At 69.9% G+C, this 18315-nt stretch carries 19 protein-coding genes, 1 tRNA gene, 2 pseudogenes and 1 riboswitch; of the genes and pseudogenes, 7 read left to right on the plus strand and 15 right to left on the minus strand.

The window, feature by feature from the left end; all coding sequences use genetic code 11:
- The first annotated feature begins 115 nt into the window (after positions 1–115).
- Positions 116–187, plus strand: a tRNA-Val gene (locus ABD385_RS28055).
- 215 nt (positions 188–402) lie between these two features.
- Here the strand turns inward: ABD385_RS28055 and ABD385_RS28060 are convergent.
- The 7 genes and pseudogenes from ABD385_RS28060 to ABD385_RS28085 form a co-directional block, all read right to left on the minus strand.
- Complete coding sequence (locus ABD385_RS28060; RefSeq protein WP_344581278.1) at positions 403–777, minus strand: hypothetical protein; 375 nt, start codon at positions 775–777, stop codon at positions 403–405.
- A gap of 102 nt (positions 778–879) precedes the next feature.
- Entirely contained in the window at positions 880–1863 is a 984-nt protein-coding gene (locus ABD385_RS28065; protein WP_344581281.1) for a radical SAM/SPASM domain-containing protein, read from the minus strand.
- A 200-nt stretch (positions 1864–2063) separates the two neighbouring features.
- Positions 2064–2309: an NUDIX hydrolase gene (locus tag ABD385_RS28070; protein ID WP_344581285.1), complete on the minus strand. Its 246-nt coding sequence runs from the start codon at positions 2307–2309 to the stop codon at positions 2064–2066.
- A gap of 43 nt (positions 2310–2352) precedes the next feature.
- Positions 2353–2562: pseudogene (locus ABD385_RS41380) on the minus strand (NUDIX hydrolase); the annotation flags it as partial.
- Positions 2563–2872: 310 nt separating this feature from the next.
- Positions 2873–3073 carry a hypothetical protein gene (locus ABD385_RS28075; RefSeq protein ID WP_344581288.1) on the minus strand — a complete coding sequence of 67 codons (201 nt, stop codon included), beginning with the start codon at positions 3071–3073 and terminating at the stop codon, positions 2873–2875.
- A 154-nt stretch (positions 3074–3227) separates the two neighbouring features.
- On the minus strand, positions 3228–3650 hold the full coding sequence (locus tag ABD385_RS28080) for a DUF6415 family natural product biosynthesis protein (RefSeq protein ID WP_344581461.1): 423 nt from the start codon (positions 3648–3650) through the stop codon (positions 3228–3230).
- Between the two features lie 104 nt (positions 3651–3754).
- Positions 3755–4927, minus strand: a complete 1173-nt coding sequence (locus ABD385_RS28085; RefSeq protein WP_344581290.1) for a helix-turn-helix domain-containing protein — start codon at positions 4925–4927, stop codon at positions 3755–3757.
- A 116-nt stretch (positions 4928–5043) separates the two neighbouring features.
- On the opposite strand from ABD385_RS28085, the gene ABD385_RS28090 reads away from it, so the two are divergent.
- Complete coding sequence (locus ABD385_RS28090; RefSeq protein WP_344581292.1) at positions 5044–5592, plus strand: flavoprotein; 549 nt, start codon at positions 5044–5046, stop codon at positions 5590–5592.
- A gap of 338 nt (positions 5593–5930) precedes the next feature.
- A complete protein-coding gene (locus ABD385_RS28095; protein ID WP_344581295.1) occupies positions 5931–6839 on the plus strand; it encodes a YDG/SRA domain-containing protein in 909 nt (302 codons plus the stop codon).
- A gap of 246 nt (positions 6840–7085) precedes the next feature.
- Here ABD385_RS28095 and ABD385_RS28100 read toward each other — a convergent pair.
- The 3 genes and pseudogenes from ABD385_RS28100 to ABD385_RS28110 form a co-directional block, all read right to left on the minus strand.
- Positions 7086–7166 (minus strand): annotated as a pseudogene (locus tag ABD385_RS28100) (integrase); the annotation flags it as partial.
- A 231-nt stretch (positions 7167–7397) separates the two neighbouring features.
- Positions 7398–7529, minus strand: coding sequence for a hypothetical protein (locus ABD385_RS28105; RefSeq protein WP_344581297.1), 132 nt, complete (start codon positions 7527–7529; stop codon positions 7398–7400).
- Between the two features lie 923 nt (positions 7530–8452).
- Positions 8453–9016 (minus strand): hypothetical protein, encoded by a 564-nt coding sequence (locus ABD385_RS28110; RefSeq protein WP_344581300.1) that lies wholly within the window; start codon positions 9014–9016, stop codon positions 8453–8455.
- Between the two features lie 948 nt (positions 9017–9964).
- Here ABD385_RS28110 and ABD385_RS28115 point away from each other — a divergent pair.
- The 4 genes from ABD385_RS28115 to ABD385_RS28130 all read left to right on the plus strand — a co-directional run bounded on the left by ABD385_RS28115 (position 9965) and on the right by ABD385_RS28130 (position 12649).
- Positions 9965–10132: a hypothetical protein gene (locus ABD385_RS28115; RefSeq protein ID WP_344581303.1), complete on the plus strand. Its 168-nt coding sequence runs from the start codon at positions 9965–9967 to the stop codon at positions 10130–10132.
- 228 nt (positions 10133–10360) lie between these two features.
- A complete protein-coding gene (locus ABD385_RS28120) occupies positions 10361–10963 on the plus strand; it encodes a GNAT family N-acetyltransferase (protein ID WP_344581306.1) in 603 nt (200 codons plus the stop codon).
- Positions 10964–11508: 545 nt separating this feature from the next.
- Entirely contained in the window at positions 11509–12042 is a 534-nt protein-coding gene (locus ABD385_RS28125) for a DoxX family protein (protein WP_344581307.1), read from the plus strand.
- Between the two features lie 106 nt (positions 12043–12148).
- Positions 12149–12649 carry a VOC family protein gene (locus ABD385_RS28130; RefSeq protein ID WP_344581309.1) on the plus strand — a complete coding sequence of 167 codons (501 nt, stop codon included), beginning with the start codon at positions 12149–12151 and terminating at the stop codon, positions 12647–12649.
- A 112-nt stretch (positions 12650–12761) separates the two neighbouring features.
- Here the strand turns inward: ABD385_RS28130 and nicT are convergent, their stop codons facing one another.
- From nicT to ABD385_RS28155, 5 genes are all read right to left on the minus strand, one after another.
- Positions 12762–13961, minus strand: coding sequence for a Nickel transporter NicT (nicT, locus tag ABD385_RS28135; RefSeq protein WP_425585496.1), 1200 nt, complete (start codon positions 13959–13961; stop codon positions 12762–12764).
- Positions 13962–13992: 31 nt separating this feature from the next.
- Positions 13993–14206, minus strand: a riboswitch (cobalamin riboswitch).
- A 69-nt stretch (positions 14207–14275) separates the two neighbouring features.
- On the minus strand, positions 14276–15124 hold the full coding sequence (locus tag ABD385_RS28140) for an alpha/beta fold hydrolase (protein WP_344581315.1): 849 nt from the start codon (positions 15122–15124) through the stop codon (positions 14276–14278).
- Positions 15121–15903 carry a MarR family winged helix-turn-helix transcriptional regulator gene (locus tag ABD385_RS28145; RefSeq protein WP_344581316.1) on the minus strand — a complete coding sequence of 261 codons (783 nt, stop codon included), beginning with the start codon at positions 15901–15903 and terminating at the stop codon, positions 15121–15123. The genes ABD385_RS28140 and ABD385_RS28145 overlap by 4 nt, the downstream gene beginning before the upstream one ends.
- Positions 15904–16033: 130 nt before the next feature.
- Positions 16034–16690 carry a nucleoside/nucleotide kinase family protein gene (locus ABD385_RS28150; protein WP_344581319.1) on the minus strand — a complete coding sequence of 219 codons (657 nt, stop codon included), beginning with the start codon at positions 16688–16690 and terminating at the stop codon, positions 16034–16036.
- 311 nt (positions 16691–17001) lie between these two features.
- Positions 17002–18168 (minus strand): methyltransferase, encoded by a 1167-nt coding sequence (locus ABD385_RS28155; protein ID WP_344581320.1) that lies wholly within the window; start codon positions 18166–18168, stop codon positions 17002–17004.
- Between the last annotated feature and the right edge of the window lie 147 nt (positions 18169–18315).

Raw genomic sequence — 18315 nt, forward strand, 5'->3', positions numbered from 1 at the left:
GAACATCCCGACCGGTGAGTTCACGCGCACCCCACCACCCCGGGAACCGCTTCCACCCCCCGAACCAGGGTTTGCGGTCCCGACCCCACGGCAAGGTAGTCTGTCGGCTCGACCGGGGCGCATAGCTCAGCGGTAGAGCGCTGCTCTTACAAAGCAGATGTCGGCGGTTCAAATCCGTCTGTGCCCACCCAGGTAAACCGTGAGGTCAATGGCCCCCCACTCCACTGAGTGAGGGGCCATTTCCATGATCAGAATCCACAAAGAGTCCACATGCCCACGGGCGGATTCCCGGACAGGGCTCTCAAGGACACCGCGGTACCGCCAACGACGACACCCCCGTCATCGCCCCTCAAGGGCCAGGGACGGGGGCGTCGCGCACCGGGGAGTGCTCTCGGGTAGGTGTCAGCCCTGCTCGGCTTGCGGTGTGCCGCCGAGGGTCTCTGTGAGGCAGGCGCGGGCGGCGTCGACGAACACCTCCCGGGCCTTCTTGAACGCCACCCAGTCCTGCTCTTCCGTGCCGGCCCGGCCGAGGAGTCGGATCTGCTCGACGACGGCGTGGGCTTCCTTGTACGGCCCGACCGGCTCGACCACGATCCGGTTGAACGCGTCCCGGGTGGCCGCGTACGCCGCGTCCTGTGCCTGCCGTGCTGCGTCCGCGCTGGGGTACTGGCCGTCGGCCTTGCGCCAGCAGACCGCCGACTCGTCGTCGGCGGCGCTGAGGAACGCGGCGTACGCATCGCGGCGGGAGAGGTAGAGGTCGGTCGAGGTGGCGCTCATGGGCATCTCCGTAGGGCGGGGGCGAGAGCGATGTCACGCTACTCGCGCGTGTTGCCGTGCTCACCCCCGCGCCCGGAGGTTCCCTCCAAGGTGGGGCCGGAGTCAGCAGTCCGTACCGGCGATGCGCGGGTTGTCGTAGCGCACCGACCGGTGCGGGGACATGATCGGCGCGCGGTCGTCGGAGTCTTCCTCCGTCGGCCCGCAGGCGGCGTCGGGAGCGCAGGCGAGCTGCGGCGAGCACGAGTCGAACGACGGGCTACAGTCCGGCAGGCAACTCGGGTCGTTCGCGGTGGGGCGTTTGTCGGGGAAGACCCGGCCGAGTTCGGCGCGGGCGGCCTGTATCGCCGCGCCGTTGTAGATGGCGGCGAGGCTCTGCTCGTGGACGTTGCCGGCGGTCATCCAGCGGGCGAACACGCACGGCCAGACGCTTCCGTCCGGGCCGATGGCGAACTTGTTGCGCCCGCAGCGTCCGCACAGCTTGGTGATGTCCGGGCCCGCTCCGTTGGCGCCGCGTCCGAACGGCCTGATCTTGTCCGTGCGGACATCGCGGAGTCCGATGTCGAGCAGGTCGCGGCGGGCCTCGGTCGCACGCTGGCCCTGGAGCACGTTGATCACGCTGCCCCGCATCGGGATGCCGAGGGCCTTGGCCTTCTCGACGTTGGCGCGGGTGCGGGCGTGGGAGCCGCGGCTCTCGGTCACGTCGTCGTGGTCGTCGCCGTCGTCGGAGTAGTAGCTGAAGGCCAGCCGGACGCCCGGGAGCTGGAGCGCGGACCATACCTCGTCGGTGATGTGGGTGAGGTTGCTGAACACCTCGATCCGCATCCGGTGCTTGCGGGCGTGGGCGATGTAGGCGGGCAGGGACGGGTGGAGGGTGGGTTCCCCGCCGATGAACTGCACGTCGCGGACGTGCAGCGCGTCGAGTTCGTCGAGGACGCGGAACCAGTCGTCGTCCGTCATCGTGCCGTGCGTCCCCTCAGGGGAGGAATCGGCGTAGCACTGGCGGCACTTGAGGTTGCAGAATCCGGTGATCTCCAGCCAGGCGAATTGCGGGCCCAGCGGGGCGAGCGAGCGCGGCAGTAAGGGCATGGACTCTCCTTGTGGGAGTGCTGGTGACCCGCCCCGGCGACCGTCCTCTCCAATGGGCGCCGGGGCGGGGTGGGGCCGCCCGAACCTGCGGGCAGGTCCGGGCGGCCGGTGCTCCGCACGTCCCGCACATCACGGGGAGGGGCGTGCGGAGCGAGACCCGTTCGGCCAGGCTCGGCCGCTCAGCCGAACGGGAGCAGGGGTTAGGACGCCACCGGCCGGGCGGCGCCTTCCAGGTACACCGCGCCGCCGCCGATCTTGTGCACGTACAGAGCGGCCTGCACCCGGGCGGCGGTATGGGGCTGTGCTGCGTCCGCGAGCTGGTCCGGGGCGATGAACGCGTGCTCGCTGAACTCGACTTCCCTCAGCCGGACTTCCGCCTCGGGGGAGAGTTCGCCGCAGTCGAAGATCAGGTTGCTGCCCTCCGCCCGCCCGGCCGTGGCCGGCATGTAGTGCTCGACGAGCAGCAGGCCGGGGGGGGGCGTGCAGTCCGGTCTCCTCCAGCACCTTGCGGCGCAGCGCCGCGAGGGCGGATTCGCCGCCGACGGCGCACCCTCCGGGCAGGCACCACGGGAGTTCGTCGCGGTTGCGCTTGCGGAGCATCAGGGGGTGGCCGGCGGTGTTGCGGAAGAGGGCGAGGGCGCCGATCCTGCGGCCGTCCGGGTTGGTGAACTGGTCCCTTGTGACCGTCACTTGGTTCACCTACCGGTGCCGTGGTTGCGGGCGACGTTCGCGGCCTGCTCGGCGGCGAGGTCGTCCAACACCTCGCGGACCGCGGGCGGCAGGCCCTCGTCCCGGGCGGCGTTGGCCGTCTCGCCGAGGGCAGCGACGTCGTTGAAGAGCTGCTCATCGTCGGGGGTGGATTGGGGTATGGCTGTGTCCTCGTCGTGGGGTGCTGGAGAGAGGTGCGCCCGCCCGCTGCTGATGCTGCAACCTGGGGCCGGCGCTGCGCTCCCCGTCTGCCACCGCCGGCGAGCGCGCCCGGCGATCCGTGCGCCGGGAGTCTGTGAGATCAGGTGGAGGGGGCCTGCTCGTCGTTGAGGCAGTAGGGGCAGTTGACCCGGCGGAACCACTCCTCGACCCGGTCATCCGGGGCGCCGTCGCCGCACTTCGGCCGCTGCTGGCCGGCGACCCAGATGAGTTTGTGGACGGTCATCACGTCGTCGCCGATGGTCCCCGACATCACGCCGTACGGTTCGCTGCTCGTCGTCATCGCCGCGCCCACCACATGACCATCCCGAGCGTGGGCACCCGCTTTCGGTGAGCGCCCGCGTGCTTTCGGCGCCCGTCGCACCGGGCCCACCTCGGGTGGCCGAGGGGGCGGTGTGGGGCGGGCCACGGGTGACGCGCGCTGCACTGCCGGAATCTCACGCTCGTCTCCCCGCGGTAGGCGCCTCGGGAACCGCAGCGCTGGCCGGCGTGCGGCGGGGCCTGTATTCACCGCGGCTGGCGGTGTAGTAGGCCAGGAGCCATTGGCAGTCTCGGGCGCGCTGGGGCACCTCGGCGTACGCGGACAACATGCCCTTGCCCAAGGGGAAGGCCATGTGTTTCGAGATCCGGTCGAGGCGGTAGCGGTCCGGCGGGTGAGGGCTGGTGTTCCTGCGGGCCTCGGCGAGGAGCAGCGCGACGTGACCGCGCAGTACCTCGTCCGTGGCCGCGAGTTCCTCCCGGCTCGGCCGGATCGATCCGAAGTAGAGCGCCTTGCGGATCGTCTCGGCGATCGTGTCGGTGTCGATCGGTGGTGGCTCCAGGGGCCCAGCCCCAGCTACATGTCCGAGGTCGGCTTGCATCACCGTGCCCCATTCGGTAGGCCATCAGGTTCAGGGCCAACCGTGGCAGAGCACAGTACGCACAACGCTCACAGTTTTGTGAGCGTGGCAACCGCAGCGAGAGGCTACACGCCCACCCACGCCGCCATGCTCCCAAGCGTGTCCGGGGTCCGTCGGGCCATGTGCACCAGCCCCGTAATCGCCGATCGTGTTCCGGGGTGGTAGCGAGTCTGTTCCGGCGCCGCGCGACGAGCTTCCACCAGGTGCTTCAGTGCCGCATCGGCACGCCCCGTTTCCATCTCCGCTACGGCACGGTCCACCAGGAAGCGAGCGCGACGAGAAGTCAGCGTGGACGGGGGAAGCCGAATCTTCCGCGCCTGCCTTAGTGCCGTGTCGTAGTGACGCATCGCGAGGGAAGCGCCCATCTCATGCAGAGCGACATTCCGCAGGCCGAAAGACAGCCAATGCACCTCTCCGGCCTCACCGCCAATGCGCTTGGCGATATCGCGGGCCGCTGCAATGTGTGTGGTGACGGCGTGCTGGCCTTCGGCCCTGGCGGCGACCGCGGACAGGCCGAGGTGGAGTTGCCCTCGGACCGCCAGCGCCTCGCGCGTCGTCTGCCCGTCCAGCATCGTGTGCCCCGACTCGATCAACCGTCGGCCCAAGGTCGATTCGCCGATCTGCTTGTAGACCAGCGCCCGCTTGTACTGTCGGATCGCACCCAGGCAAGGATCAGAGGCACGCTCGGCCGCCCACCCCATACGGTCCAGAGCGACGGTGGCCAGGTCGTGATTGCCGCCGAGCTTCAGCGCGATGTCGGACGCGGTGCGGTAGCTCGACGCCAGCGCCCGCCAGGTCTGCGTTGTCGGCGCCGAGACGGCGAGAGCAGTGAGATCGCCGATGATGCCCGGCAGGGCGACAGCTGCCTTGCGAAGGTTCGTAGCACGTACCTGCTGGCACACGTCGTCTGCCGCTACGGCGAGCTGTTCAGCCGTCCGTGTGACGGCACCCACGGGCTCCAGGTCATAGAGGCTCAGCGCGGCTTGGATCGGTCGTACTAAGCCGACCAGGATGTCACTGCTCACTTCGCCTCCCAGCAGTACCGTGACGTCAATGCCTAGCGCGCCAGCCACAGCAACTAGGAACTCGTCGCTCGCTGACCGTGCCCCGCATTCCACCTGATTCAGCAGGCTGTACGAATACGGGATCCGCGAGGCCAAGCCACGCTGTGTGAGGTGAGCGAGTTTCCGCTCGCGTTGAATGCGGGCACCTGCGTGCTCGTCGCCGAAAGAAGGCATACTCGTCTCCGTTCCTTGCAGCCACTTGGAACATACCCACCACAAAGAGGGTGGGTGAACGCTCCGCCCCCGACTCCAACCGGACCGGGGGCGGTTGCCTGTGGTGGGATGAGCGCATGACGCGCCCTGTGATGTATCTGTTCGGGTCCGCTGCTCCACCTGTGCACGATGTCCCGGACGTAGTGCACCGCCTCCAGGAGCAGGGATACGACGTATGCGTCGGGCTGACGCCGACGGCCTACCGGTGGCTTGCTGACGACATACCTGCGATCGAGGACTCGACCGGGTATCCCGTGCGCTCCGAGTACAAGGCCCCGGGGGCCGGTGATGCTTGGCCGCAGGCCGATGCCATCTTGTTTGCCCCCGCCACCTTCAACTCGATCAACTCATGGGCACTCGGGATCACAAACCAGTTCGTAGTTGGTGTCGTTGCCGAGGGCATCGGCAAGCGGATCCCGATGGTGACGATGCCGTGCGTGAACGCGGCCTACGTGCAACACCCTCAATTCGCCCAGTCGATCGCGACACTGCGCGGGGCGGGAGTGAACGTGCTGTACGGGCCCGGAGGGTTCGAGCCCAACCAACCGGGAGAACGACGAGCCGAGGGCTACCCCTGGCACCTCGCATTCGCCGCAATTGAGGCGGTTGTCACTGGCCAGCCGTAAAGTTGGCCCATGGCGGCCACTCGTGTCCCCGACGCCACCGCCGAGGCCAACGCACGGATCCGCGCGTTCATGGCCGCCCGTGCGGGGCGTGCGCCAGCGTAAGGGCCCCCTTCACTCACCCCAAGTGCCAGGCCTCAGACTCTCTCCACACCACCAGCGAACGCAGTTGCGGCATACATCCCGTGCCCGATCTCACGGGGAACAGCGAGGAACGCTGAGGAAGGGGGCAGTGCCTAGCACTACCCCGTGTGGGTGTTGGCGCCGTGTGCTTCCCGTGCTGCACAGGTGGTCTCCCGGTCCGCTCCTTCGGTGTCGGCGCCTCGTGGCAGGCTGCATGCATGATTGGTGAACTGCCCAACGTTCAGGCTGGCATGGAGTTCAGCACCCGTCGTCTTGCCCATGAGGCAGGTGTGCACCGCCCCCTCCAGGCCGGCATCTGCGGGACCAAGAAGAAGGGCGCGGAGTCCATCGTCGTGTCCGGCGGCTACAAGGACGATGAAGACTTCGGTGACGTCATCGTCTACACCGGGCACGGCGGCCAGGACGGGCGCGGCAATCAGGTCAGCAACCAGACCTTGGACGACACTGGCAACGCGGCACTGGTGACCAGTTGCCTTGAAGGGCTGCCCGTGAGGGTTTTGCGCGGCGCCCACGACGGCTCGGCCTACGCGCCCAGCGACGGCTACCGGTACGACGGCCTGTACCGCGTGACGAGTTACGGTAGCAAGCAGGGGCTCGACGGCTTCTTGATCTGGCAGTTCCGGATGGAAGCGTACGAGGGCACGCCGACCCCGCAGGTGCAGCCGGAGGAAGTAATCCCTGCCCCGGGGATGCTCCCGGTGGACCACGAAGCCGACCAGCAGCCGGCCGGTAACGAGCAGCCCGGACGCGTGACCAGCACGGTACAGCGCATCGTCCGCAGCAATGCCGTGAAGCGCAAGGTCAAGGAATGGCATGACAACCGGTGTCAGGTCTGCGACCTCCGGATCGAGCTGCTTGGCGGCAGTTACAGCGAAGGCGCCCATATCCAGGCCCTCGGCAGCCCACACAACGGGCCGGACACGACCAGCAACGTGCTCTGCCTGTGCCCGAACTGCCACGTCATGTTCGACGCCGGTGCCATTGTCCTCAAGGACGACCTCACCGTAGTCCGTGCCGGCAAGGCGAAGGGCCCCCTGCGAACTCACTCGAAGCACACCATTGACCTGGACTGCGTGAAGGCACACCGTGAACGTTGGCGGGGCTGATAGGGCGCACAGCTGACATCTGTTGCTGACATCAACAGCGGCGGACGGCGGTAGACGCGAGCGGGCCAGCGCGGCCCCGAAGCGGTACGGCACACAGGCCCCGGCAGACGGCCGGGTGAACTTACAAAGCAGATGTCGGCGGTTCAAATCTGTCTGTGCCCACCAGCCGAAAGGCCCCTCGCCGATCATGGCGGGGGGCCTTTCGCCGTCCGGAACCGCCGTGAACGGTGGCGGTCGGTCGGACGTGGGCCGCCGCTTCAGCAGCCTGTCCAGGTGGCTCACGGCCTCAGGCTGCGTGTCCTGGACGACGTGGGTGTATGTGTTCATCGGCTCGGTCAGCACCCGCAGCCACACCTCACTCCTGCCCGGCTCGTTTCGTCGGGATCGACAAGGGGAGTACGCCATCGTCTGGCTCAAGGGCTTACGAGCGGCATGTGTGGGGGCGTGATGAGCTGGGGGACGTTGGTCGGCACGATAATTGGTGCGGTCCTGGGGATCGGATCGACGCTGACGGCGGATCGTGTCCGATGGCGACGAGAGCGCGCCTTGAACGGTGCCCTAGCGCGTCGAGAACTCTATGGTCAGTTTCTCGGCGCCCTGATTGCGACCCGCATGAAGCTGAGCGAGCTTCTGCGAGATGACGAGTGTGGCGCAGGTGAACGACGCCGGCAGGCTAGCAACCTGCTCCATGGCGGCGGAGCTTACGAACTGCGCTATCAGATCAGGATCACGGCGCCGTCCGATGTAGTCGACAAGGTCGAAGTTGCGTTTCAGACTCTCAGGTCTATGCGTGACTGTGTAGCCGAGGGACTAGAGACGGACTCGCCTGAGTACACGCACGCTAGGGAGCTTCACCGTGCAGCGGCCAGCGACCTCACTGCCGCTATGAGGCACGAGCTGGCCTCGCACTTAGGAGCTGACTGGCTCTAGCTCTCCTGGCCCACGACTCTTGGCTCTCGTCCTGACGTCCACGGTTGACATCAATAGTGGCGGATGCCGGCCGTTTCCGAGAGGTGTCCACAGTATGAGGGCCAGCGCATAGGGCCGACGCTCCGGAAGCCGGGCCGAAATTGTAATGCCGTGGTCAGTCGGCGCAGGACGGTCGGGCATCGCGATCCCGATTCCTCATTTTGTGACGATCTTGCCAGATCGCTGACTAACCTGACGGCATGGGCAAGCGAGGAAAGCACGGCCCCAAGAGCTCGGTGAGGTCCGTCTGAATGACAGAGCGGGGCGAAGTTTTTCATCGTTTTCCGACCTGCAAAGCTTTGAAGGAAAGGCATTGAGCGCGCCGCGAGTTTGGGCATGCGCACTTACCGTCCGGGCGAAGTATCGCAGGCCTATGCCGTGGTGAAAGGGCGTGCTGCGTGTTCCTACTGCTTCCGGGTCTATCAGCCCGGATAAGAAGTAAGAGTTGAGACTACGGATCGCTCGGGTCGGCTCTGCTCGGGATCTCGCGGTACAGCAGCGGAGCACAGCACCCATAGTTTGCAACGAGGGGTCCCTGTCCCAAGCAACAGAGCGTCCCTGAATGGTCCGGAGACGGCCTGAGAAGGGGCGCTCTGTTGTAGCCAGCGAGGGCAACCGATGGCGGACCCAACTGGTCGACGTGCCTAAGCAGGATGAGGGCCAGAGGGTGGAAGAAGCGGCTCGTGGCGGTGCCAGATGAGATAGCGGTCCTCGCGGCGTAGCTCTGCGGTGCCCCATTCGACGCGCATGACCCCTTGTTCCATCGAGCAGGCATAAGCGACGGTGATCAACCGGTACTCCGGTGGGAGAAGCGCGATGTCGGGGTGCACGTTCGGTTCGACGATGTCATCGAGGCCCAAGTCAAACGCCTGTTGCATCGGTTCAGGCCCGTGGCGCCTGATCAGTTCCGCGCGGAAGCCGACGGCCCGACGCAGTCGCGCCGAGGTCACAGGGACGTCCTTCTTTGCATACCTGATCGGATAGATGACGTTGTTACCGATGACCATGACCGTGCGGCCTTGTAGTCGTATGGCCGTTGCACCTTCGAACGGCTCCAGACCAGCCGCCAGCGCCTCGTACTGCACCGCATGCAACCCGTGACCGTAGGCTTCCAGAGTCTGAGTATTGACGCCTTCATGGCCGTGGCGGGCTCTGTCATGGGCCTGTAAGAGGCATGCTGGGATGGTTATGGCCAACTGTCCGGCCATGCTTCCAAAAGTCTCCTTCGCCCACGGAGTTACTGAGCCCACACCGCACCGCCCCCCCCTGAGGCGTCAAAACGCCGAGCAGCATCCACCCAAACCATGCGTTGGGTCCGCGAGTTGCACAAGGGGGCACGGGCGTACGGGCCGCGCACATTCCTCATCTCTGACATCCGTGAGTGACATCAACGGCCGCGGATCGCGGTAGCGCCAAGCGAACACCCACTGCGGACGGGCCGACGGGAGCAAGACCAGCCCGGGGCCTGGATCGGACTTACAAAGCAGATGTCGGCGGTTCAAATCCATCTGTGCCCACCAGTCGAAAGACCCCTCGCCGATCACGGCGGGGGGTCTTTCGCCGTTCGGAATCGACGTGAACGGCGGCGCTCGGTCGGACGTGGGCCGCCGCTTCAGCATCCGGTCCATGTAGCTCACTGCCTCGCGCTGCGTGTCCTGGACGACGTGGCGTATGTGTTCATCGGGATGGCGCGCTGGCTGTGCGCCAGGATCTCCATGGTGGTCCGGGGGCCGGCCGCGGTGAGCAGGGTGGTGGGGCTGTGCCGGGTATCGGCGGCCGAGTCGTTGTGGGGGGCGGGACCCGCGACCGACGCTGCCAACCAAGTGTGGGCTCCGGCAACGGCGTGCTGAACGCGTGCAACGACGAACTCACCGTGGACGTGTGGGAGGTCGCGCGGAGGCGGGCCATGGTGGCTGACCGAGACGGTCAGGTCCTGGGGTTCACGACTCTTGAGGGAGGGCCGCCCACAGGCGTGCTGGGCATGATGTTCGTCGAGCCCGAGGCCATCACGGCTGGTCATCACCATCCAGCGCTGAGTCAGTCGTGGGGCGAAGGAGAGGGGTGCGCCCGTCCGTCGCGGTGGGCAGGCTACGGGCGGGCGCTGAGCCGGCGCATTGTGGGTGCGGTTGTCGGCGGTCAGTCGTACCATTCGCCCCATGGCGACCACTTGCGTCCCCGACGCCACCGCCGAGGCCAACGCGCGGATCCGTGCGTTCATGGCCGCCCGTGCCGGGCGCGCGCTCCGGCCCGAGGAGCAGGCCGAGTACGAGCAACTGCTCACCGCCTGGGCCGACTCCCGCCACCCGCGGTCGACTCCGAGCTGAACGACGAAGGGCGAAGCCGACCTCCGAAGGAACGTCGGTACGGCCGTTGGCGTCGAGGGTGATTGCGGGCTCCCGTTCGGCGGTGCGGGGGAAGTTGGCGCCCGTGTACGGCAGTTCGGGGGTGGCCGGTGGTGTTCAGTGCGCCGTGGTCCGGGGTGGGAGTGGGAGTGCCGCGGCCTGCGAGTATGCGAGCGGATCGGTGAGAACGTCGGAGGGGGCAGGCATCACATGGCGCAGCAAGGGGCGGCCGTCGCGGTGGAGTGCATGGACGGATCGGCCGCCGTGCGGGCCGAGTTCGGGTTCAGGCTGATCTATGCCGAGGCGTTCGCCGCGCCTCCGTACGGCGAGACCGCGGACGACGTCGCCGCCGCCTTCCGTCGTTTCCCCGCCCAGGCCCGCAAGCCCGGATTCCGCGCTGCCTTGGCGCGTGGTGAGGACGGCGAGCCGGTCGGCATGGCGTACGGGCACCGGCTCGCCGCCGACACGGGCTGGTGGGACGAACTGACCGGGCCGGTGCCCGAGGACGTGCGGCGGGAGGACGGACACCGCACCTTCGGGCTGATGGAACTCGCCGTGCGCGGACCGTGGCGCGGGCAGGGCGTCGCGCGGCGTCTGCACGCGACGCTGCTCGACGGCGTGCAGGCCGAGCGGGTGCTGCTGAACGTCCACCCGGGCAGCGAAGCGGCGTCGGCTGCCTACCGGGCGTGGGGATACCGCAAGGTCGGCGAGGCGCGGCCGTGGGGCACGGGCGCCGACCTCCACGACGTGATGCTGCTCGACCTGGGCGGGCCCCGGGGCGGGTCGGCGAACCGCAGGGGTGGCGTGGGGTAGTGGGGGAGCCGGCCGTGATCGGTCTCGGTGTCGGCGGGCGTACCGGTGTTCTTTGAGGGTGGCGAGTCCCGTGGGTTTTGGGAACTGAAGCCTGTTCAGGGGGAGTTCGCGGGTTCGGAGGGTGGCGCGGCTTCGGTGGGGCGATCGCGCTCGACGGTGAGATCGGTGCGCGCGCGCCCGGTCTCACGGGTCTGCTGAAGGCCCGGGGCCGGCACCTCGTCCGCGTCCCCCCGGGCCGGGGCCGGCGGCGGTTTCGCCGGTTTCTCGCTGGTCCGCTGGCCGGTTGATCAGTGCGGCGGGGCGCTGTGGTGTGCAGCGGCCGCTTTCCTCGGCCTCCGATCCGTACCGATCGGGGGCCTTTGGTGTTTCTGGGGGGATGTGTAGGGTGGGAATGACTTGAACTTTCAAGTAAATTGTTGAGGAGTGCTCGACCAACGGCTCGATCGGCCGGTTCGTCGCGCGGTGCAGTGGATGCGTCGCGCGGTGCGGTCGCTCCGGCGCGCGATGCAGAGGAATGAGTTTTTGTCATGACAATCCCCCACAGCATGTCCGGTCCCGATCGGCTCGGCGGCGCGGTGCGGAACGCCCCCTCCCCGCACGGCTACGCCGTCGGCCTGCTCCTGCTGCGGCTGGTCCTCGGGCTGACCATGGCGGCCCACGGCACCCAGAAGCTGTTCGGCTGGTTCGGCGGTCCGGGGCTCGACGGGACCGGCAAGTTCTTCGAGGCGAGCGGCTACCCGTCGGGCAAGGTCATGGCGGTGTGCGCCGGGCTCACCGAGACGCTGGGCGGGCTCGGGCTGGTGATCGGCCTGCTGACGCCGCTCGCCGGCGCGGCGGTGGTCGGCACGATGATCAACGCGTTGGCGGTGAAGTGGGGCGGCGGCTTCTTCGCGCCCGAGGGCGTGGAGTACGAGCTGCTGCTCGCCACCGGCGCGGCCGCGCTGGCGCTGACCGGGCCCGGCCGCTACGCCGTCGACCGCTTCCTGCCGGGCCTGCGCGCACACCGGCTGGCCTACGGGGCGGGGGCGCTGGTGCTGAGCGTGGTGCTCGCGGCGATCACGCTGCTGATCCGGAAGTGACGCGGGGTGCTGCCGGGGCGCGGGCGCGGTCTGGGCCGCGGCGGCGGGCAACGGCGGGGGAACGGCGGGGGAGTGACGTGCGGCGTGACGGAAGAGTGGAGGCGTGATGGCGGTTCGGCGGCTCAACCATGCGGTGTTGTACATCCGTGAGGTGGCACGGTCGGTGGCGTTCTACACCGAGGTGCTGGGGTTCACGGTGGACGTGGAGATTCCGGGGCGGGCGGCCTTCCTGAGCGCGCCCGGTTCGGACAACGACCACGATCTGGGCCTGTTCGCGGTGGGGCCCGATGCGCCCGGCCCGGAGAGCGGCCGGATCGGGCTCTACCACCTGGCCTGGGAGGTCGGGACGCTCGGTGACCTCGCGGCGATCGCGGCGCGGCTGCGGGAGCGGGGCGCGCTGGTCGGCGCCAGCGATCACCTGGTCTCGAAGTCGCTCTACGCCCGGGACCCGGACGGCAACGAGTTCGAGGTGATGTGGCGGGTGCCCCGGGCGGACTGGCCGGGGGCGGACGAGGCGGACCGGCTGCGGCCCCTCGACCTGGCGGCGGCGCTTCAGCGCTGGGGCCCGGACCTGCTGACCGGCGCGGCGGCCGGCTCGGCCACCTGAGGCGCGGCCCGCACGGACACCGACCGCGTGGTGCGACCGTCCCCTACGGGCAGTGGGGACGGCCGCACCACGCGGTCGTGGTGTTCGGTGTTCTTCCGGTGCGGGGCCGGGACTAGGGGGCGTCGGACCCCTGCGTGCCGGGCGCCGGCAGGGCGTCCGCGGTGGCCGGTGCGTCCTGGGAGCGGGCGGTCCAGCGCTTCTCGACGCCGCCCAGTCGCCAGTACACCAGCGCCGCCGCCCACACCACGACGAACAGGCCGACGATGAGGAAGCCCACGTTGTTCAGGTCGAGCGAGGCGATGCCGCCCGTCAGCGGGTCGTCGAGGCCGAGCTTGTCGTGCAGGACGGTCACCAGCTCGATGGTGCCGATGAGGAACGCGACCGCGATCGACAGCCCGGTGATGGTGAGGTTGTAGTAGACCTTGCGCACCGGGTTGGCGAACGCCCACTGGTACGCGAAGTTCATGAAGGTGCCGTCGAGGGTGTCGAACAGGCTCATCCCGGCGGCGAACAGCAGCGGCAGGCAGAGGATCGCGTACCAGGGCAGGCCCGCCGCGGCGCCGCTGCCCGCCATCACCATCAGCGTCACCTCGGTCGCGGTGTCGAAGCCGAGCCCGAAGAGGAAGCCCAGCGGGTACATCTGGCCGGGGCGGCTGATGGACTTGGTGAGCCGGCCCAGGACGCGGTTCATGAACCCGCGGGAATCCAGCTGCGCTTCCAGCTCCTGCTCGTCGTACGTGCCCGTGCGCATCGCCCGGAACACCTTCAGGATGCCGAGCAGGGCGACCAGGTTGAGGGCGGCGATCAGGTAGAGGAAGGTACCGGACACGGTCGTGCCCAGGAGGCCGAGCGTCTGGTGCGCCCGGGAGCCGTCGTTCATCAGCGTGCCGGCGAGTTGGGCGCCGCCCGCCACCAGCGCGGCCATCGCGACCACCACGCTGGAGTGGCCGAGGGCGAACCAGAAGCCCACCGAGACGGGCCGTTTGCCGTCGGCCATCAGCTTGCGGGTGGTGTTGTCGATCGCCGCGATGTGGTCGGCGTCGAAGGCGTGCCGCATGCCCAGGGTGTAGGCGGTGATGCCGAGCCCGGCACCGAACACCTGGCTGCCGACGGTGTAGTGGCCCGGCACGACCAGGAGGAAGAGCACACCGAAGGCGACGACGTGCAGGGCGGCGATCACGGCCATCAGTCCCGCGGTGCGGACCGTGTCGCGACGTTGCCAGCGGAACGACCCGGGGGATCCGGGTATGCCGAGGACGGGGGAGTTGCGGGACGAAGGGAAGTCGTCCGGGGTATCAGTGGACAGGGCCATCCGGCCATCACGCTCCAGCACCTCGTGGATGATTTCGTGAGATGCCGTGGCCGGTCTCCTGGCTTACGGGTGCCCGCGTCCGCCCCGCCTTCCCGGCCGCAGGCTGCGGTCAGTGGCGCCGTGCGCGCACTGGGCGCGCACGCAGAGGGGCGGAAACTCCCCGATCACAGTGGCGAGGGCCGCGCCGGCTTCGGACACGAGGTCCAGCACCGGTCTTCCCGAACACCACGGCCCGGTCACTGTAGCGGGCACCCGTGAGAACCGGCCACGCGCGGTGGCCGGTGCGGGCCGTCACCGGGTGCCGGCGGCTCGGATCACAGGGCCAGGGCGGAGAGGAACGCGTGCAGTTCGTGGTCGAAGAGCGGGGTGTTCTCCAAGTTGACCATGTGACCTGCGGCCGGTACCCGTATCCGGCGGGCGCCGGGGACCGCCAGCGCTATGGCGTGGGCGTTCGCCGAGATGTCGGAGGAGTCGAGGTCGCCGTCGAGGACGGTGGTCGGCACCCGGATCTCGCCCAGGCGGTCGAAGGCGCCGACCTCCAGGGGCATGCCCGCGCCCGCGCCGTCGGCGTGCACCTCGACATTGGCGGACGCGGAGGCGCGCATCCGCTCCCGGAAGCCCGAGTGCACGCCGGACGGGGCGCGGTGCGGCCCGTCCACCCACATCCGCAGGAAGTGCTCCACGAACCGCTCGACGCCGTCCTGTTCGTCGAGCGCGGCGACCTGCTCCCGGATGTGCTCCAGCAGGAAGGGGTCGGTGAAGGCGCGACCGCTGATGCCGGGGGAGGCGAGGAAGAGGGCCGTGACCCGGTCGGGGTGGGCGAGCGCGGTGTCCAGCGCCACCCGGGCGCCGTGCGAGAGGCCGACGAGGACGGCGCGCGGTATGTCGAGCGCGTCCAGCAGGGCCACCAGGTCGTCGTGGTTGGCCCAGTCTCCGGTCACCGTGGAGGACAGGCCGTGGCCGCGGAAGTCGTAGCGGACCACCCGCAGCCCGGAGTTGACCAGCCAGGCGAACTGCTCGTCCCACATGCGCTGGTCGAGCATCCCGTCGTGCAGGAGCACCACCGCGGGCCCGGAGCCGGCCGTCTCGTAGAACAGCTCGCCGTCGTCGACCGGCACGGTGTCGTTGTCGATCTCGGACCAGGCCTGGAAGTCGTGCGTCATTCTGCGGGCCGTTCTGTGCGCGTCGGGCGGTCGGTCGGACGGGTGGGCGCCGCTGGTCCGTGGCCGGTTCGAGGCGGTATGGGGACGTGTGCGGTGACCGGTGCGGCGGTGTCCCGCTCATCGGGATCGCCGCTTTCCTCCGGTGGAACGCGCGAGCCGTCCGCCAAGTGCCGGAATTCCTCACCGATCCGGTCCAGCACCCGCAGCGCCGTGCGGACCTCCCCGGCCGACAGGTCGGCGAGCCCGCGGCGGAGTTCCCCCGCCTCGGCCTCCTGGACCCCGCGCATCATCGCCGTGCCCTCGTCGGTGAGCCGGATCAGCGACGAGCGGCGGTGCGCGGGGTTGGCGGTCGTCACGACCAGGCCCAGCTCCGCCGCGTGGTTCACCCAGCGCTGTACCGGCTGGCGGTCCAGGTCGAGGGAGCGCGCCAACTGCGGCACGGTGCGCGGGCCGTGGGTGCGCAGCGCGTCGAGGAGGGTGCGCTCGCCGGCGGTCAGACCGGTGCCGTCCAGCGTGCGCTCCGCCGCGCGCACGATCGTCCGCTGGAGCGGCCGCAGCCGCCGGATGACGTCGTACAGCAGCTCCTCGGCGATCCCCGCGTCCCCCTGCGCGACCCCGATTTCCTGAGCTGCTTCGGCGGCTTTGGAGACTTCGACTGCTTCGACTTCTTCGGATTCCTCGGCGGCGCCTGCTACGGCCGCCGGGGAATCCGCTGCGTCGTCCGCTGCGTCGTCCCGCCCGAGGTCCCGCCCCGCGTCCCGCCCCATGGTCCCCTCCATGTGCCGTTCCCCCACCCCGTGATGACATCCATGCTGTCATGATGGCATCCGTGATGTCATTTCGGAAGGGGTGTTGAGGGGCCGTCGCGGGCGGGTGAAGTGCCGTGCGGCGGGGCGGAGTCGGGCGGGGTCAGTCGTCCAGTGGGGGCGGCGCCTCGTCGGTGGTGAAGGAGACGACGAGGTCGGCGCGGGGGCGGGTGGCCGCCACCAGGCGGGCGTTGGCCTCGTCGGAGGTGCGGACGAAGTCCTCGGCGTCGACCCGCAGGCGGCCGTACCGCTCGTGCCGGTCGATCAGCCGGCTCACCCGCTCCTGGGCGTCCAGTTCGACGTACCACGCCTCGTCGAGCAGTTCGCGGATGCCCGCCCAGGGGTCGGAGTGCAGCAGGAGGTAGTTGCCCTCGGTGATGACGAGCGGGATGTGCGGCGCCACCGGGATGCTGCCGGCGACCGGCTCCTCGATGCGGCGGTCGAAGGCCGGCGCGTAGACGGGCGTGCCTGGTTCCGGGGAGCGCAGCCGGGCCAGCAGGGCCGCGTAGCCGGCCGGGTCGAAGGTGTCCGGCGCGCCCTTGCGGTCCGTGCGGTCCAGGCGGCGCAACTCCGCCTCGGCGAGGTGGAAGCCGTCCATCGGCACGAGCACGGCCTGGCCGGTCAGCTCCGCCGCCAGTCGGACGGCGAGGGTGGACTTTCCGGCGCCCGGCGGCCCGGCTATGCCGAGCAGCCGGCGTCGGCCGGGCGTCGCCGAAGCGGCGAGCCGGCGGGCCCGGGCCACGAGGTCGTCGAGGTTCATGATGGGTCCATCGTGCCTGATGGGCGGGGGTGCTCGCCGGGTGGTCGGGAAGGCCGGGCGGCCGGCGTCCGATTCCGCCCGGTGTGCGGCCGGCGGCATCTTCGGCGTGTCCCCCTTCGTCTCCCGGCCCGCCCCACGGAGTCGGCCGCACACCGACACCGAACGCGGTCGCGGCCGCGCGCCGGACGCCGCGGGGGAGGGATGCCGGGTGCGGGCCGCCGGGGAACAACGGCGGGCGGAAGTGGCGGAGTTCGGGCGGGGCCGGGCCCGGTTGCGCGGGAGGGGGCTGGGCCACTGTGGGCCCCGCCCCGTCAGTCCGCCGCGCCCAGCCGCCACAAGGAGGTGACCTCCGCGGCCCGGGCCACGTGGAGCGGGTCGGCGGCGTCCTGGGCGCGCGGGTGGCGGGGGGCGATGTCGAGCCGGTCCAGGACGGTCAGACCGCCCTCGGCGAACGCGTCGAGGAGTTCGGCGTGCGCCCGCAGGCCGAGGTGTTCGGCGAGGTCGGAGAGGATCAGCCAGCCCTCGCCGCCCGGGGTCAGGTGGTCGGCGAGCCCGCCCAGGAAGCCGTGCAGCATCCGGTTGCCGGGGTCGTAGACCGCGTGCTCCACGGGAGAGGTCGGCTTGGCGGGCACCCACGGGGGGTTGCACACGACCAGCGGGGCGCGACCGGCCGGGAAGAGGTCGGCCTCGACGACCTCCACCTGGTCCGCGACGCCCAGCCGGGCGGTGTTCTCCCGGGCGCAGGCCAGGGCGCGCGGGTCCTGGTCGGTGGCCACCACCCGCCGCACCCCGCGGCGCGCCAGCACCGAGGCCAGTACGCCGGTGCCGGTGCCGATGTCGAAGGCCAGTTCCCGGCCGGGCAGCGGGGCCTCGGCGACCAGGTCGACGTACTCGCCGCGGGCCGGCGAGAAGACGCCGTAGTGGGGGTGGATCCGGTCGCCGCCGAGGGCCGGGACCTCCACGCCCTTGCGGCGCCATTCGTTGGCGCCGATCACGCCGAGCAGTTCCCGCAGGGACACCAGGACGGCGGTGTCGGCGGCGGCGCCGGCGGGCAGTCCGGTCACCTCCTGCGGCGCCCCGAAGGCCCGGGCGCACGCCTCGCGGACGTCGGGGGCGCGGTGCAGCGGCACGGCCAGCTCCGCGTCCAGGGGGACCAGCAGCATGCCCAGGACGCGGGCGCGCTGGTTCTGGGCGGCGCGGTGCAGGTGGAACGCCTGGGTGACGTCGGCGGGCGGCGCCTTGCGCGGCCGGCGGTCGACCCGGCGGGCCAGCGCGGTCAGGAGCTGGCGGGCGTTGTGGAAGTCGCCGCGCCACAGCAGCGCGGTGCCCTCGCAGGCGAGCCGGTACGCCTCGTCGGCCCGGGTGCGGTCGTCCGCGAGGGCGATCCGGCGGGGTGGCCGGGCGCCGTTCTCGGAACGCCAACGGGCGGTACGGACGTGGTCGTCCTCGGTCCATTCGACGACCGGGGGGTGGTTCACCGCGGGTGCCTCGTGTCAGTGGTTCGGATCCGCGCCGGAGCGGGGGAGGGGCGGGGTGGGGACGTTCGACTCTACTCGGTGCCGGCGGCGGGACCTTCGTCCCTGTGCGCTCCGGCGGCGCCGGGGCAGGATGGGTCGTACGGCGGC

Source organism: Streptomyces lunalinharesii (genome assembly GCF_039532155.1).
GTDB lineage: Bacteria > Actinomycetota > Actinomycetes > Streptomycetales > Streptomycetaceae > Streptomyces > Streptomyces lunalinharesii.

Bases quoted from the DNA above. Each gene is read 5' to 3' on its own strand.
- ABD385_RS28110 (WP_344581300.1), bottom strand. From the start codon at position 9,016: ATGGCCGGACAGTTGGCCATAACCATCCCAGCATGCCTCTTACAGGCC.
- ABD385_RS28065 (WP_344581281.1), bottom strand. From the start codon at position 1,863: ATGCCCTTACTGCCGCGCTCGCTCGCCCCGCTGGGCCCGCAATTCGCC.
- ABD385_RS28125 (WP_344581307.1), top strand. From the start codon at position 11,509: ATGTCCGGTCCCGATCGGCTCGGCGGCGCGGTGCGGAACGCCCCCTCC.
- ABD385_RS28075 (WP_344581288.1), bottom strand. From the start codon at position 3,073: ATGACGACGAGCAGCGAACCGTACGGCGTGATGTCGGGGACCATCGGC.
- ABD385_RS28070 (WP_344581285.1), bottom strand. From the start codon at position 2,309: ATGCCGGCCACGGCCGGGCGGGCGGAGGGCAGCAACCTGATCTTCGAC.
- ABD385_RS28115 (WP_344581303.1), top strand. From the start codon at position 9,965: ATGGCGACCACTTGCGTCCCCGACGCCACCGCCGAGGCCAACGCGCGG.
- ABD385_RS28105 (WP_344581297.1), bottom strand. From the start codon at position 7,529: ATGGAGCAGGTTGCTAGCCTGCCGGCGTCGTTCACCTGCGCCACACTC.
- ABD385_RS28095 (WP_344581295.1), top strand. From the start codon at position 5,931: ATGATTGGTGAACTGCCCAACGTTCAGGCTGGCATGGAGTTCAGCACC.
- ABD385_RS28140 (WP_344581315.1), bottom strand. From the start codon at position 15,124: ATGACGCACGACTTCCAGGCCTGGTCCGAGATCGACAACGACACCGTG.
- ABD385_RS28090 (WP_344581292.1), top strand. From the start codon at position 5,044: ATGACGCGCCCTGTGATGTATCTGTTCGGGTCCGCTGCTCCACCTGTG.
- ABD385_RS28120 (WP_344581306.1), top strand. From the start codon at position 10,361: ATGGCGCAGCAAGGGGCGGCCGTCGCGGTGGAGTGCATGGACGGATCG.
- ABD385_RS28080 (WP_344581461.1), bottom strand. From the start codon at position 3,650: ATGCAAGCCGACCTCGGACATGTAGCTGGGGCTGGGCCCCTGGAGCCA.
- ABD385_RS28085 (WP_344581290.1), bottom strand. From the start codon at position 4,927: ATGCCTTCTTTCGGCGACGAGCACGCAGGTGCCCGCATTCAACGCGAG.
- ABD385_RS28145 (WP_344581316.1), bottom strand. From the start codon at position 15,903: ATGGAGGGGACCATGGGGCGGGACGCGGGGCGGGACCTCGGGCGGGAC.
- ABD385_RS28060 (WP_344581278.1), bottom strand. From the start codon at position 777: ATGAGCGCCACCTCGACCGACCTCTACCTCTCCCGCCGCGATGCGTAC.
- ABD385_RS28150 (WP_344581319.1), bottom strand. From the start codon at position 16,690: ATGAACCTCGACGACCTCGTGGCCCGGGCCCGCCGGCTCGCCGCTTCG.
- ABD385_RS28130 (WP_344581309.1), top strand. From the start codon at position 12,149: ATGGCGGTTCGGCGGCTCAACCATGCGGTGTTGTACATCCGTGAGGTG.
- nicT (WP_425585496.1), bottom strand. From the start codon at position 13,961: ATGGCCCTGTCCACTGATACCCCGGACGACTTCCCTTCGTCCCGCAAC.